This window comes from Pseudomonas sp. TH10 (assembly GCF_016651255.1).
Classification (GTDB): Bacteria; Pseudomonadota; Gammaproteobacteria; order Pseudomonadales; family Pseudomonadaceae; genus Aquipseudomonas.
This window is the reverse complement of record NZ_JAEKEG010000150.1, coordinates 1-14,142: the sequence shown is the minus strand read 5'-3', so window position 1 is coordinate 14,142 and position 14,142 is coordinate 1. Positions and strand designations below refer to the sequence as shown.

Genomic DNA, 14,142 nt, shown 5'->3' with positions numbered 1-14,142 from the left:
GGGCGGTTTGTACAACCGCCGTAAACTGGCTGCCTGAATTTTTTGCTGTAAATAAAGAGCGCGGAGACCCAATGTCGTCTTTTGCCGAAATGATCAAAAACATCACCCCGGACATCTACGAGAGCCTGAAACTGGCCGTGGAGATCGGTAAGTGGTCCGACGGTGGCAAGCTCACCGCCGAGCAGCGCGAGCTGTCGTTGCAGGCGATGATCGCCTGGGAAATCCAGAACCTGCCTGAAGATCAGCGCACCGGTTACATGGGCCCGCAAGAGTGTGCGTCGAAGTCGATCGAAGTGCCGAACATCCTGTTCAAGTCGGACGCTATCCATTGATCGAGATTGGCCGCGGTGCAATCAGCAAAATGTCGGCGCGCCTGGACGGGCCGAACGTGCAATACGCGTTTCGTCTGGATGACGTCGAGGTGCCGGTCAATCCATTGATCGGCACCACGGTGCGTCTGGAATACCTGGGGGCGATCCACTGCACCCATTGCGGGCGCAAGACCAAGACCAGTTTCAGCCAGGGCTACTGCTACCCGTGCATGACCAAACTGGCCCAGTGTGACCTGTGCATCATGAGCCCCGAACGTTGCCACTTCGACGCCGGCACCTGCCGTGATCCGGAGTGGGGCCAGACGTTCTGCATGACCGATCACATCGTCTACCTGTCCAACTCGTCAGGGGTGAAAGTGGGGATTACCCGCGCCACCCAGTTGCCGACCCGCTGGATCGATCAGGGCGCGCGCCAGGCGTTGCCGATCATGCGGGCGTCGACCCGCCAGCAGTCGGGCTTTGTCGAGGACCTGTTCCGCAGTCAGGTCGCGGACAAGACCAACTGGCGTGCTTTACTCAAGGGCGAGGCAGTGTCCGTGGACCTGGCGCAAATCCGTGACCAGTTGTTCGACAGCTGCGCCGAGGGGCTGCAAGGCTTGCAAGAGCGATTCGGCCTACAAGCGATTCAGACGATTGCCGATGTAGAACCTCTCGAAATCCGCTATCCGGTCGAGCAATACCCGGCCAAAATCGTCAGCTTCAACCTGGACAAGAACCCGATTGCCGAAGGCACGTTGATGGGGATCAAAGGCCAGTACCTGATCTTCGACACCGGCGTGATCAACATTCGTAAGTACACGGCTTATCAGCTCGCCGTGCATCAATAAGGACTCCAGCATGCGCACCGAACAACCGAAGATGATTTACCTGAAGGACTATCAGGCGCCCGAGTACCTGATCGACGAAACACACCTGACCTTCGAGTTGTTCGAGGATCACAGCCTGGTGCACGCGCAACTGGTGATGCGCCGCAACCCGGCGCGTGGCCCGGGCCTGCCGCCGCTGGTACTCGATGGTCAGCAGCTGGAACTGCTCTCGGTGACCCTCGCCGACAAAGAGTTGGCCGAGGGCGATTACCAACTGACCGAAAACCACCTGACCCTGCAACCGACCAGCCCTGCGTTCACGGTCGACACCAGCGTCAAGATCCACCCGGAAACCAACACCGCGCTGGAAGGCCTGTACAAATCCGGCACGATGTTCTGCACCCAGTGCGAGGCCGAAGGCTTCCGCAAGATCACCTATTACCTCGACCGCCCGGACGTGATGAGCAAGTTCACTACTACCGTGGTCGCTGAGCAGCACAGCTATCCGGTGCTGCTCTCCAACGGCAACCCGATCGCATCGGGCCCGGGCGAAGACGGCCGCCACTGGGCAACCTGGGAAGACCCGTTCATGAAACCGGCGTACCTGTTCGCGCTGGTGGCCGGTGACTTGTGGTGCGTTGAAGACACCTTCACCACCATGACCCATCGCAACGTTGCGCTGCGCATCTACGTCGAGCCGGAAAACATCGACAAGTGCCAGCACGCGATGAACAGCCTGAAGAAGTCGATGCGCTGGGACGAAGAGGTCTATGGTCGCGAGTACGATCTGGACATCTTCATGATCGTCGCCGTGAATGACTTCAACATGGGTGCGATGGAGAACAAGGGTCTCAATATCTTCAACTCCAGCGCCGTGCTGGCCCGCGCCGAAACCGCCACCGACGCCGCGCATCAGCGCGTCGAAGCGATCGTCGCCCACGAATACTTCCACAACTGGTCGGGCAACCGCGTGACCTGCCGCGACTGGTTCCAGCTGTCGCTGAAGGAAGGCTTCACGGTGTTCCGTGACTCCGGCTTCTCCGCCGACATGAACTCGGCCACGGTCAAGCGCATTCAGGACGTGGCTTATCTGCGAACCCACCAGTTCGCCGAAGATGCCGGCCCGATGGCCCATGCCGTGCGCCCGGACAGCTTCATCGAGATTTCCAACTTCTACACCCTGACCGTGTACGAAAAGGGCTCGGAAGTGGTCGGCATGATCCACACCTTGCTCGGCGCTGAAGGCTTCCGTAAGGGCAGCGATCTGTATTTCGAACGCCATGACGGTCAAGCCGTGACGTGCGACGATTTCATCAAGGCCATGGAAGATGCCAACGGCGTCGACCTCACCCAGTTCAAGCGCTGGTACAGCCAGGCCGGCACGCCACGTCTGGCGGTGAGCGAGTCTTACGACGCTGCGGCGAAAACCTACAGCCTGACCTTCCGCCAGAGCTGCCCGGAAACCCCGGACAAGGTTGAAAAACTGCCGTTCGTGATCCCGGTCGAACTCGGCCTGCTCGACAGCAAGGGCAACGAAATTGCCCTGCGTCTGGCCGGTGAAACCTCGGCGCAAGGCACCACCCGCGTGATCTCTGTGACGGAAGCCGAGCAGACCTTCACCTTCGTCGACATCGCCGAACAACCGCTGCCATCGTTGCTGCGCGGCTTCTCGGCGCCGGTGAAACTGAGCTTCCCGTACAATCGCGATCAACTGATGTTCCTCATGCAGCATGACAGCTGACGGCTTCAACCGTTGGGATGCCGGCCAGCAATTGTCGGTGCAGGTGCTGCAGGAGCTGATCGGCGCAGCAGCAGAAGGGCGAGAGCGCTGGTGCTTGATCAGCGTCTGATTTCGGCGCTGAAAACCGTGCTGTCCGACGAGTCGCTCGACCAGGCGATGGTCGCCGAAATGCTTTCGCTGCCGGGTGAGGCGTACCTTACTGAAATCAGCGAAGTGGCGGATGTCGACGCCATTCATATCGCGCGTGAGTTCGCGCGCAAGCAACTGGCGAACAACCTGTTTGAACCGTTGTGGCTGCGTTACCAGGCCAACCGTGACCTGTCGAAGAAAACGCCCTACGTTGCCGAAGCCGAACACTTCGCGCGTCGTGCCCTGCAAAACATCGCGCTGTCGTACCTGATGCTCAGTGAAAAAGCCGGAAGTCCTGGCCGCGACCCTGGAGCAGTTCGAGGCCAGCCGACAACATGACCGAGCGCCTGACGGCGCTGGCGGTGCTGGTCAACTCGCCATTCGAAGAACAGAAGGCCCTGGCCCTGGCGAGCTTTGCCGAGCACTTCAAGGACAACCCGTTGGTCATGGATCAGTGGTTCAGCGTACAGGCCGGCAGCACTTTGCCGGGCGGGCTGGAGCGCGTGAAAGCGTTGATGCAGCACCCGGCGTTCAACATCAAGAACCCGAACAAGGTGCGTGCGCTGGTCGGTGCGTTTGCCGGGCAGAACCTGATCAACTTCCACGCGGCGGATGGCTCCGGTTATCGCTTCCTCGCGGATCTGGTGATCGAACTGAACGGCTTCAACCCGCAGATCGCTTCGCGCCAACTGGCGCCGCTGACACGCTGGCGCAAATATGACGGTGCGCGACAGGCGTTGATGAAAGGCGAGCTGGAGCGGATTCGCGGTTCGGGGCAGTTGTCGAGTGATGTGTATGAGGTGGTGAGCAAGAGCCTGGCTTGATCCCGATGCCGCAGGATAACCCTATCCTGCGGCAATCTGGCCCTGATATCCCACTGCACTCTACCCGTGATATCCGTCCACACTCTGTCCCTGTTTCCCCGCTGAACTGTACCCCTGTAGGAGCAGCCTTCGGCAGCTCCTACAGGGGGTTATCACCTCTTTCAATACCCTGCCATCACCGGCACCCCTTATCCCGCCAGTTAACAAAAGATAACGTGGCGCCGATTGTCAGACGTTTCTAAAGCCCGATAGGATGAGCCAGCTTCCGAAGGGGCTCTGGATTGCGGGTTTCAGGACTATGCTTCTGACCAGCCGCTAGCGGAGCACCCTTGCGGCGCCCTTGAAGGCCAAATGGCCTAACAATAATAAATAGGGGAAGGTCTATGAGTCGTTGCCGCCCGCCGGCGTTACGCAACACCGCGTTGCTGGCCACAGCACTCTCGCTGCTGGGCTTTGCCACATTGTCGGCACCTGTGATTGCCGCCGAGGCACCGGCCGACGTGGTGTATGCCACCGAGTCAGCCAAAGCCGCGAAAAGCCTGATGCTCGATGTCGTCCACGCCGGAGCGCGATTGGTAGCGGTCGGGGATCGTGGGCACATTCTCTATTCCGATGACCAGGGCCAGACCTGGACACAGGCCAAGGTGCCGAGCCGGCAACTGCTGACGGCGGTGTATTTTGTCGACGACAAGCACGGCTGGGCGGTTGGCCACGACGCGCAGATCCTCGCCAGCGAGGACGGCGGCCTGACCTGGAACAAACAGTTCGAAGACCTCAAACGTGAATCGCCGCTGCTCGACGTCTGGTTCAAGGACATCAACAGCGGCCTCGCCGTGGGGGCTTACGGCGCACTGCTGGAGACCACCGATGGCGGCAAACACTGGGAGGACGTCAGCGACCGCCTCGACAACCAGGACCAGTTCCATCTCAATGCCATTGCGGCCGTCAAAGACGCCGGACTGTTCATCGTCGGCGAACAGGGCAGCATGTTCCGCTCCGCCGACTGGGGCCAGACCTGGGAGAAAATCCAGGGCCCCTATGAAGGTTCGCTGTTTGGCGTGATCGGTACCGCCCAGCCACAGACGCTGCTGGCCTACGGTTTGCGCGGCAACCTTTATCGCTCCAGCGATTTCGGCAGCACCTGGACCCAGATCAACGTCAAGGCTGCACGCGGTTCGCTGGAATTCGGTCTGTCCGGCGCGACCTTGCTCAAGGACGGTTCCATCGTGATCGTCGGCAACGGCGGGTCGGTGATCAGCAGCAGCGACAACGGCGAAACCTTCAGTGTGTTCAACCGTGCGGATCGTATTTCCCTGTCGTCGGTCACCGCCGCGGGTGACGGCAACCTGATTCTGACCGGGCAGGGCGGCGTCCATACCACGCTGCCCAATGGTGCCGATGTCAATAATAAGAAGGCGCAGCTATGACTTCCTTGAGCTCTCATCATCAGGACAAGGCGACATTTCTTGAGCGCCTGATTTTCAACAACCGCCCGGCCGTGATCCTGATCTGCCTGGTGGTGAGCGTTTTCCTGTTCTGGCAAGCCACGCTGATCCGGCCGTCCACCAGTTTCGAAAAAATGATTCCGCTCAAGCATCCCTTCATCGAAAAGATGATGGAGCACCGCAACGATCTGGCGAACCTGGGCAACACCGTGCGTATTTCGGTAGAGGCCAAAGATGGCGACATCTTCTCCAAGGAGTACATGGAGACCTTGCGCCAGATCAACGACGAAGTGTTCTACATCTCTGGCGTTGACCGCTCCGGCCTGAAGTCGCTGTGGAGCCCGAGCGTTCGCTGGACCGAAGTGACCGAAGAGGGTTTTGCCGGCGGTGAAGTGATCCCGCAAAGCTACGACGGCTCGCCGGACAGCCTCGACATGCTGCGCAACAACGTGCTCAAGTCCGGTCAGGTCGGGCGCCTGGTGGCCAACGACTTCAAGTCGAGCATCGTCGACATTCCGCTGCTGGAGTCCTACCCGGACCCGCAGGATCAGGGCAAGTTGCTGGCGCTGGACTATCGCCAGTTTTCCCATGAACTGGAAGACAAGATCCGCAACAAGTTCGAAGCGCAGAACCCCAACGTCAAGATTCACATCGTCGGTTTCGCCAAGAAGGTCGGTGACCTGATTGATGGCCTGGTGATGGTGGTGATGTTCTTCGGCATCGCCTTCGTCATCACCCTGATCCTGCTGCTGTGGTTCACCAACTGCCTGCGCAGCACCATCGCGGTGTTGAGTACCACGCTGGTGGCAGTGGTCTGGCAACTGGGCTTGATGCACTTTTTCGGCTTCGGACTTGATCCGTATTCGATGCTGGTGCCGTTCCTGATCTTCGCCATCGGTATTTCCCATGGCGTGCAGAAGATCAACGGGATCGCCCTGCAATCCAGCGAGGCCGACAACGCGTTGACCGCGGCACGACGCACGTTCCGGCAACTGTTCCTGCCGGGGATGATCGCGATTCTCGCCGACGCGGTGGGTTTCATCACGCTGCTGATCATCGACATCGGCGTGATCCGCGAACTGGCCATCGGCGCATCCATCGGCGTGGCGGTGATCGTGTTCACCAACCTGATTCTGTTGCCGGTAGCCATTTCGTACGTCGGCATCAGCAAGCGTGCGATTGCCAAGAGTAAAAAAGACGCGAATCGCGAACATCCGTTCTGGCGCCTGCTGTCGAACTTCGCCAGCCCGAAAGTTGCCCCGATCTCCATCGCACTGGCGCTGATCGCCTTCGGTGGCGGCCTTTGGTACAGCCAGAACCTGAAAATCGGTGACCTCGACCAGGGCGCGCCGGAACTGCGTCCTGATTCGCGCTACAACAAGGACAACAACTTCATCATCAACAACTACTCGACCAGTTCCGATGTGTTGGTGGTCATGGTCAAGACCAAGGACGAAGGCTGCTCACGCTACGAAGCCATGGCGCCCATTGATGAGCTGATGTGGAAGATGCAGAACACCGAGGGCGTGCAGTCGGCGATCTCGCTGGTGACCGTGTCCAAGCAGATGATCAAGGGCATGAACGAGGGCAACCTGAAATGGGAAACCCTGTCGCGTAACCCCGATGTACTGAACAACTCGATTGCCAGGGCGGACGGCTTGTACAACAACAGTTGCTCGCTGGCGCCGGTGCTGGTGTTCCTCAACGATCACAAGGCCGAAACCCTTGATCGTGCGGTGCATGCGGTGCAGGAGTTCGCCAAGGACAATAACAAGGATGGTCTGGAATTCATCCTCGCCGCCGGTAACGCCGGGATCGAAGCGGCTACCAACGAAGTCATCAAACAGGCTGAGTTGACCATCCTGATCCTCGTCTACATCTGCGTGGCGGTGATGTGCATGATCACCTTCCGTTCATGGGCAGCGACCCTGTGCATCGTCTTGCCGCTGGTGCTGACTTCGGTGCTGGGTAACGCACTGATGGCGTTCATGGGCATTGGCGTGAAGGTCGCGACTTTGCCGGTGGTGGCACTGGGTGTGGGGATTGGCGTCGACTACGGCATCTACATTTACAGCCGCCTGGAAAGTTTCCTGCGCGCCGGTTTGCCGTTGCAGGAAGCCTATTACCAGACGCTGAAATCCACCGGTAAAGCGGTGCTGTTCACCGGCCTCTGCCTGGCGATCGGCGTGTGCACCTGGATCTTCTCGGCAATCAAGTTCCAGGCCGACATGGGCCTGATGCTGACCTTCATGCTGCTGTGGAACATGTTCGGTGCGCTGTGGCTGCTGCCGGCACTGGCCAAGTTCCTGATCAAACCGGAGAAACTGGCGGGGCAGAAGGGCAATTCGCTGTTTGCTCACTGATCTGAAAGGCTGAAACGACAAAGCCGCAACCTCAGGGTTGCGGCTTTTTTTGTGGGCGCCAAGATCAAAAGATCGCAGCCTTCGGCAGCTCCTACAAGGATTGCATGCAACGCCGAATTGCGGGTGCACCTGGTCTATGTAGGAGCTGCCGAAGACTGCGATCTTTTGACTTTGCTCTACGACAATTCCGTACCGAGCACCACATTCAAAGCACTACGGCAGCTCCTACAGGTGAACGCAATCCCATGTAGGAGCTGCCGCAGGCTGCGATTTTTTGACTTTGCTCTACGACAATTCCGTACCAAGCACCACATTCAAAGCACTACGCGCATCATCCAGCTGCACCAACGTCGCATGCCGCGCGCCCAGCGCATCCCGATTTTCGATCGCCGTCAGAATCGCCTTGTGCCGTGGCAATGCCAGCTCATGCAGGTTTGGTCGCTGGTTGGAATGCTTCAACGCTTCCCCAATCGCCACCGACAGCATATTGCACAGGTTCGCCAGCAAGTCGTTGTGGGTGGCGTCGGCGATGCGGCTGTGGAAATCCAGGTCGGGTTGCAACAACGCTTCAGGCGTCGGCGCCGCTTCCATGCGTTGGTATGCCTCACCGATGGAGGCAATGTCCGCGTCGGTGGCGTGCTGCGCAGCAAGGGCGGCAGCAGCCGGTTCGATGATGCTGCGCACACTGGTCAGCACGTTGAAGAATTCGTTCTGCGGGCTGCTTTGCATCAGCCAGTGCAGCACGTCCGGGTCGAGCATGTGCCATTCGCGGCGCGCCTTGACCACCGTGCCGACGCGCGGCTTGGAATACACCAGCCCCTTGGCCACCAGCACCCGCGTCGCTTCACGCAACACCGGCCGGCTGACCGCGTACTCCTCGCAGAGCAGGGCTTCGGCGGGCAGCTTGTCGTCGGGCTTGAAGCGTCCGGAAACGATCTGCATGCCCAGTTCCTGGACGATGCGCGAATGCATGCTTTTGCGGTCGGAGGGTTTGCGGTAATCCATGGGGAACGACGCGATCCTGAGCGATGGAGATGCCGCGCATCATAGCAGGCGTGGAGACGGTACTGAGTCAGATGAAGGACCAATGTGTGCGAGCTTGCGCCTGCAGGGTGGGGGTTGGGCCGCCGTGCCTGGAGTTCTGAAGTTACACATCAGCACGTCGGTTACATGGGTTTCGAGCGTTTTTTGAAAAAAGTTGCCTGGGCGCTGGCGCTTAATGGCTGCCCCTGTCGCCCGGGGAGGTTGCTTCCGCGCAGGGCCGGTCTTGATCGAAGCACCCCAACTCAGGAGAGGTATCATGATCGCTGTTAACGCTACATCGTTGAGACATACCGCGGGCGCTATTGAATTGCCCATGAGCTCCGCGCCTCAACCGTGCACCGCCCTGAGCCTGGGGCTTTTGACTACAGGGAACGGGTCTGGCAAAGAAGCGAGCGCCTTTTCTCGGGTTGCCCGCATTGCCTCCAGCCAGCCTGTACCGCCGTTCTTTGAAACCAGCGCTGCCTCACAGGCAGAGGCGGCGAATTTATGGCAGCGCGTTCAGAACTACTTCAGCCCGGAAACTGCCCTCGGCGAGTTCGTGACCGAATGGACTCAGGGCGCCAAGGCGAATACCCATCGTGCCGCGCTTGAAAAGGCCATTTTGCATTTCTACGTCAATCAAAGACTGATGGCGCAAGGGGTGAATGCCGAAGATTTGCACGACCCTATCGACGGCCTGGTAGAAAAGATGCTCGTTGTTTTCCCTGCACTCGACTTTGTAAAAGTCGTGCAAGGACTCGTCGAAAAAATCCAGCGAGGTCACCAGACGCCTCAAACAGTTATTGAGCGGTTTCCGGTCAAAGACTACGTCGCGCAGCGCAACATCAGCAAGCAGCCCCGTCGCAGCCCTCGTGCAGGCAACAAACGATGGAAGCCCTGGTTTGTTTACTGGAACCTTGATGATGCAATCGATGCATTGCGCCGGGACAGCCAAGAATCACGCCGGCAAATCCATGGCGGCGCTGCAGATCAACCTGCAGACCCAGGAAGCTGGGCAGCAGGGTTCGGTTGCGCCCGTGTCCGAGTGTTCACTCCCGTGGCCCGCCTGTGGCGGGGCACTGACAAAGGAAGGTCCGCGCACGACGATTATGAATACACAACAGACGAATGCGTTCGGACCGTCGGGGGTTATGGCAGACGAAATGTCGATCTATGTTTGTGAACGTGAGGGGTTTCTCCACGACGTTCCATCGGCGGTATCGACGATATCGGCTTTCGCGGCAGGCGCTTTGGTGAAAATTCGCAATTCGCCCGGCGTCACCTTTATGGTAGCAGCCGTCACTGCTGCAAGCGGCGCCGCGTATTTGATATGCGACAAGCTCATGGCGAGTTCGCCGCCGGCCTCCGACGCCGGCCTCGATGTTCAGCCACCCATTTCTCTGCCGCTTGAAGAACGTAGATACGCTGCCGTTCCAGCTTCGGCATGGGAGCCACGTGCACAGCAGCGGGGCGCAGGGACCTCAGAGGTAGATGAGTTCAACCAGCTCGATAACAAGCCCGCGCCCGGCTATCGGCGCACCGATAGCGGGGAGCAGGTCTACCGACGCGCAGGGACCTCAGAGGTAGATGAGTTCAACCAGCTCGATAATAAGCCCGCACCCGGCTATCGGCGCACCGAGAGCGGGGAGCAGGTCTACCGGCGCGCAGGGACCTCAGAGGTGGACGACCTAAACCAGCTCGATAATAAGCCCGCGCCCGGCTATCGGCGCACCGAGAGCGGGGAGCAAGTCTACCGACGCGCAGGGACCTCGGAGGTGGAGGCGCTCAACCAGTTCGAGAAAAAGCCCGTGTCCGTCTCCCGAGGCAGCGAGAACCCGGAGGCGGAGGTGCTCAACCATCCCGTTAAAAAGCCCACGCGTTCTCCGCGGGTGTTACGCGTACTTTCGTTCATGCGGCATTTCTTGAGTTTTGGGGACCCGACCCCGCTTGGTAAGTAATAAGCGATGAGTTGGCGAACCACGTCATGCAGAATATCCAGTGAGGCTTGGGTGTCGACGCTTCCACACAATAGGTGGCGGCTGTACGCAGGTGTGGAAGACCGGGATGTTAGGCACCCGGCGCGCTCGAAAGCGCCCCGCGCACAGCCACCATAAAGTACTGGCAATAAAAAAGACGCCAAACTGGTGGCGCGTGCTCCCAAAGTTAATCCCTGGGGGCGGTTGACGCCGGTGAGGTGGGGCGTCTTCTTGTCCGTGAGGTTGAGGCTTCTGCGGTGCTGGTCGAGTTCCAATTGCAGTGGCGGGATGCCTAACCAGTTGTGAGTGACCGAAAGCCCGCGATAAAGACGTCGAGACCAAGACCCCGGGAGTGGTCATCACCCAAAGCTGCCTTGAGTGTGATGCAGTCATCGAGAAGGCTTTGGTTCGTTTGCTTGATCTCATCTATTTGGGCCAAAGTATCACCGCGTTTGGTGGGTGCTTCAACATAGTGATCGTAGAGCGAATATAGAAGATGACGCTCCCGTTCGAGCTTCCGTATTTTATTCCCGGCTTCAAAATAGACTAGATCTCCCGGAATAGATTTTTTGATCGCCCGCAGGTCAAAGGCAGCAGCGCGTGGGGTCGATCGGTCTACATAGGCAAATCGGTTTGAAGCGCAAAATGTTTGCCTGAGGAAATACTTGATTTTTTGCCAAAGGTTTTTTTGCCGACAGGCGCTTTGCCCATACTGTTGATGGAACAGAGGCCACCGGGAGCATTGCGGGTCGCCCTCAATGAAACGTGCCAGCTGTCTTTAGCGTGCAGGGCTTCTGGATCCGGAAAAAGAATGTGCTTTGTATACCAATACTGGCTACAGGCTTCACAATTGCCATGGTTATGCTCCCTGTAAGGGCGTCCAAATAGAAACGATACATTTGCCTATGCACCGCGGCCTTGTATAAAACGCTATTTTTCAGGCCTGGACTCAACAGTTAGATTGTGTGGGATTAAAAGGGTTTTTCAGTTTTGCACGTGGAATTTTCGACGAAGCAACAGCAGCCAGTTTTTTCTCATATTCTTCAACATTCAGTTTGCGAGCAGCTTCTTTGATGTTTGTGAGTGCGTTATTTAGTGTGATGAACTCGTGTTCGTAATACCAGGTCATATTGCTCCTAATCGTGTCGCACGCATTTTCTATAGTGGTCCGGGATTGATGGATGTTTTCGGCAAGTGCTTTCGCCTGAGTTTCGTTATTTGGTTCTTTGCGGAATGTTTGGTTGGGTGTTTTTGACAGTTTTTCAGTCTTCTCTACAAGGGATACGCTCTCTGAGCAGATTTGTTTTATCTTTTCAGTTGAGATGGCTCTTTGTTTGTCGATATAGGTAGTAAGCGCCATGTTGATGTTTTTTCGGGCCGATATGCAAGTGTCAATTAGAAAGTTCAGTTCGATGCGGTATAGGTGGTGCTTGCCAAAAGCAATGTTCAGGCGTTCAAATTCTGCTTGAGTATTTTTTAGTTGATGAAGGATTTTCTCCAGGTCCTGAGCCACAATAACACGCTCCTTTTCCTGAGTGCTCGTCTCGAGTTTAGATAGGTAATATTGTTCTATATTCCGAGTTCTCTGGCAAAGGCTGATTATTTCTTTGCTCAACTTGATGTGTAATTTCATGCCTGGAATTGATCGTCTGATGGCATTAACGTCAATATCAACAGGAGCACCGTAAAAATAAAACCTGTGTGGGGTCGTCGACTTCTTGCTCTGGAAAAAGTGAATGAATCTGTTAAACAGCGATGCAGGTTTTGCGGAAGCAGGCGGCTCCGCTATAGGGTGTAAAGGATAAGTATTGTTTTTTGCTGATAGCAGCGAAGCAAGCACATTTTTTTTGGCTGGCCAGATCGAGGGGGACGGGTTTTCAGCGATGTATCGGTTGGGCGCGCTGGCGAAGCTGCGGGCTGTTTGTATTCCCTGTGTCATTGTGATTAGCTCCATGTATGAAAAGAAATATAAATTTTAACGCTTTTCTCGCAGCGATATATGTATAAAGACTCATCGCCAAGGTCGTTCCTGGCACAATAGGCTCGTGCATAAAGATATTGCCAAGGTGTCTGGCGCTGCGCGCTCTTGTCTGAGTTTTATGCCACGGTGTTCAGGTTTATACGGGCTAGCTGAGCGGAGTGTGACAAATGCTTTAATTCAAGGTAGCTGTTGGTGGTTGATGGTGTGTTATTCATATTGAGGGTCTCAATCATGTCCTTTAGCTGTTGCTCGCTCAGTAGAAGGTCCTGGATCAATTTTATTTTTGCGTCGAGTACTGATTCAAAGCCCATGCCCTTGGCGATCCCAGCGTTTGGCCGATTCGCCAGCTTAGCGGCTTTTGCGATCATCACCTTGCAGGTTTCGTGTATTGGATTTACGGTTGGTTGACCTAAAGGCAGGGCTCGATGAGGTAGAGGGTTTTTCTTTATGGGGGTCAGGGTGTTTGAACCGTTGCCGGTTGACAAAGCACAGGCAGAGAGGTGTTTGTGTGGCGCAAATTGTTGACTCGAGGCGAGATTGTTTGCGCTACCACAAGTCTTTTCATGCGCTACGTTTGGTAAGTTTTCCAAGTGAGTTCACTTATCTCGAAATACCCGCTAACGCTGTGCTTCTCTCTGTCTTTCCGCTTGCATAAAACGCTCATTCAGATGGCTTGAGAGTGGGCCGCCTGAACCGGACCTGTCCGGATAGTTGAAGGCGGCGCTGGGGTGGTCGCACCTACCGGCTTCGCGACATCGGGGCGCACGACACGAAGATCATCCGCGCAAATACTCTAGCGAATTCCCCCGATGATAAGGGGATTGCCTTTTTTATCTGGTGTCTAGATGACCGATGGTGGGGATATGTCGGTGATCTCAGGTATCGCGTCAAGGTCAACTTTTTGAAGGCTGTCCCGAGCTTTCATCGCGTGGCTCATAGTTAGCTGTATTGCAAGGTGGTCATTGGGTATTTCAAGTAGTTCTCTCAAATGTTCGATAACGCAATCCATGGCTGTAGAAAAATTGTCTTTGGCAATGCTAGGCGATTTAAAACCCAGCACTCGAGCGGTCTCCGGGCTGGGTAATGCTACAAATTTATTGACTTGCTCGATGGCGGTCTTTGCATCGTTCAAGGCTCTTTTTGTTTGCGGATTCAAGATGTCAGCGTCCAGCTGTTTAAGTAAGCTTTGCGCCGCATGGTTTGGGCTGCTTGTCTTGGAGTGAGCATCCTCGCTTTTGAAGAAGTTCATGAGTTTTTTAAGTAGCGTTAGCGGCTTTGGAGTCGTCTGTTGTTTACTATTGTATAACGCCGTAAAGGGGCGAGAGCTGTTGGTCGTCGCCCGCAATTTCTCCTGTACGGTTTTTTCAGGGCTATCCAGAGGAGTATATTTGCCAAGCGTACCGACGCTTGCTACGTGCTGCGCTACTTTCATGGTCACCTTCTTTGATTGAGGCGCAAAAGCGTCACAAGGTACCTATGTCTTGGCAGCAGCGCCTGCACAAAACGCTCGTCACGGACCGCC

At 56.6% G+C, this 14,142-nt stretch carries 10 protein-coding genes and 1 pseudogene; 7 read left to right on the top strand and 4 right to left on the bottom strand.

Annotation, left to right across the window (positions count from 1 at the left end):
* The first annotated feature begins 71 nt into the window (after nucleotides 1–71).
* The 5 genes and pseudogenes from JFT80_RS20745 to JFT80_RS20725 all read left to right on the top strand — a co-directional run bounded on the left by JFT80_RS20745 (nucleotide 72) and on the right by JFT80_RS20725 (nucleotide 7,640).
* Entirely contained in the window at nucleotides 72–332 is a 261-nt protein-coding gene (locus JFT80_RS20745; RefSeq protein WP_008079610.1) for a YeaC family protein, read from the top strand.
* Entirely contained in the window at nucleotides 329–1,159 is an 831-nt protein-coding gene (locus tag JFT80_RS20740) for a DUF2797 domain-containing protein (RefSeq protein WP_201149143.1), read from the top strand. The genes JFT80_RS20745 and JFT80_RS20740 overlap by 4 nt, the downstream gene beginning before the upstream one ends.
* 10 nt (nucleotides 1,160–1,169) lie before the next feature.
* Nucleotides 1,170–3,832 (top strand): annotated as a pseudogene (pepN, locus tag JFT80_RS24980) (aminopeptidase N).
* Nucleotides 3,833–4,215: 383 nt separating this feature from the next.
* On the top strand, nucleotides 4,216–5,259 hold the full coding sequence (locus JFT80_RS20730; protein ID WP_201149142.1) for a YCF48-related protein: 1,044 nt from the start codon (nucleotides 4,216–4,218) through the stop codon (nucleotides 5,257–5,259).
* Nucleotides 5,256–7,640, top strand: coding sequence for an RND family transporter (locus tag JFT80_RS20725; RefSeq protein WP_201149141.1), 2,385 nt, complete (start codon nucleotides 5,256–5,258; stop codon nucleotides 7,638–7,640). Before JFT80_RS20730 ends, JFT80_RS20725 begins: the two co-directional genes overlap by 4 nt.
* Before the next feature lie 285 nt (nucleotides 7,641–7,925).
* On the opposite strand, the gene JFT80_RS20720 is transcribed toward JFT80_RS20725, so the two are convergent.
* Nucleotides 7,926–8,645, bottom strand: coding sequence for a FadR/GntR family transcriptional regulator (locus JFT80_RS20720; protein WP_201149140.1), 720 nt, complete (start codon nucleotides 8,643–8,645; stop codon nucleotides 7,926–7,928).
* A gap of 295 nt (nucleotides 8,646–8,940) precedes the next feature.
* Between JFT80_RS20720 and JFT80_RS20715 the strand changes: the two genes are divergently transcribed.
* Both JFT80_RS20715 and JFT80_RS20710 read left to right on the top strand, forming a co-directional pair.
* The gene (locus tag JFT80_RS20715) at nucleotides 8,941–9,846 is read left to right on the top strand and encodes a hypothetical protein (RefSeq protein WP_201149139.1); all 906 of its coding nucleotides are present in this window, start codon (nucleotides 8,941–8,943) and stop codon (nucleotides 9,844–9,846) included.
* Nucleotides 9,827–10,621, top strand: coding sequence for a hypothetical protein (locus JFT80_RS20710; protein WP_201149138.1), 795 nt, complete (start codon nucleotides 9,827–9,829; stop codon nucleotides 10,619–10,621). The genes JFT80_RS20715 and JFT80_RS20710 overlap by 20 nt, the downstream gene beginning before the upstream one ends.
* A gap of 967 nt (nucleotides 10,622–11,588) precedes the next feature.
* Here the strand turns inward: JFT80_RS20710 and JFT80_RS20705 are convergent.
* The 3 genes from JFT80_RS20705 to JFT80_RS20695 form a co-directional block, all read right to left on the bottom strand.
* The gene (locus JFT80_RS20705; protein ID WP_201149137.1) at nucleotides 11,589–12,578 is read right to left on the bottom strand and encodes a hypothetical protein; all 990 of its coding nucleotides are present in this window, start codon (nucleotides 12,576–12,578) and stop codon (nucleotides 11,589–11,591) included.
* A gap of 158 nt (nucleotides 12,579–12,736) precedes the next feature.
* Entirely contained in the window at nucleotides 12,737–13,210 is a 474-nt protein-coding gene (locus JFT80_RS20700) for a hypothetical protein (protein WP_201149136.1), read from the bottom strand.
* A 251-nt stretch (nucleotides 13,211–13,461) separates the two neighbouring features.
* Complete coding sequence (locus JFT80_RS20695; RefSeq protein WP_201149135.1) at nucleotides 13,462–14,052, bottom strand: hypothetical protein; 591 nt, start codon at nucleotides 14,050–14,052, stop codon at nucleotides 13,462–13,464.
* Nucleotides 14,053–14,142: the final 90 nt, after the last annotated feature.

Bases quoted from the DNA above. Each gene is read 5' to 3' on its own strand.
- JFT80_RS20745 (WP_008079610.1), top strand. From the start codon at position 72: ATGTCGTCTTTTGCCGAAATGATCAAAAACATCACCCCGGACATCTAC.
- JFT80_RS20725 (WP_201149141.1), top strand. From the start codon at position 5,256: ATGACTTCCTTGAGCTCTCATCATCAGGACAAGGCGACATTTCTTGAG.
- JFT80_RS20730 (WP_201149142.1), top strand. From the start codon at position 4,216: ATGAGTCGTTGCCGCCCGCCGGCGTTACGCAACACCGCGTTGCTGGCC.
- JFT80_RS20720 (WP_201149140.1), bottom strand. From the start codon at position 8,645: ATGGATTACCGCAAACCCTCCGACCGCAAAAGCATGCATTCGCGCATC.
- JFT80_RS20705 (WP_201149137.1), bottom strand. From the start codon at position 12,578: ATGACACAGGGAATACAAACAGCCCGCAGCTTCGCCAGCGCGCCCAAC.
- JFT80_RS20710 (WP_201149138.1), top strand. From the start codon at position 9,827: ATGTCGATCTATGTTTGTGAACGTGAGGGGTTTCTCCACGACGTTCCA.
- JFT80_RS20715 (WP_201149139.1), top strand. From the start codon at position 8,941: ATGATCGCTGTTAACGCTACATCGTTGAGACATACCGCGGGCGCTATT.
- JFT80_RS20695 (WP_201149135.1), bottom strand. From the start codon at position 14,052: ATGAAAGTAGCGCAGCACGTAGCAAGCGTCGGTACGCTTGGCAAATAT.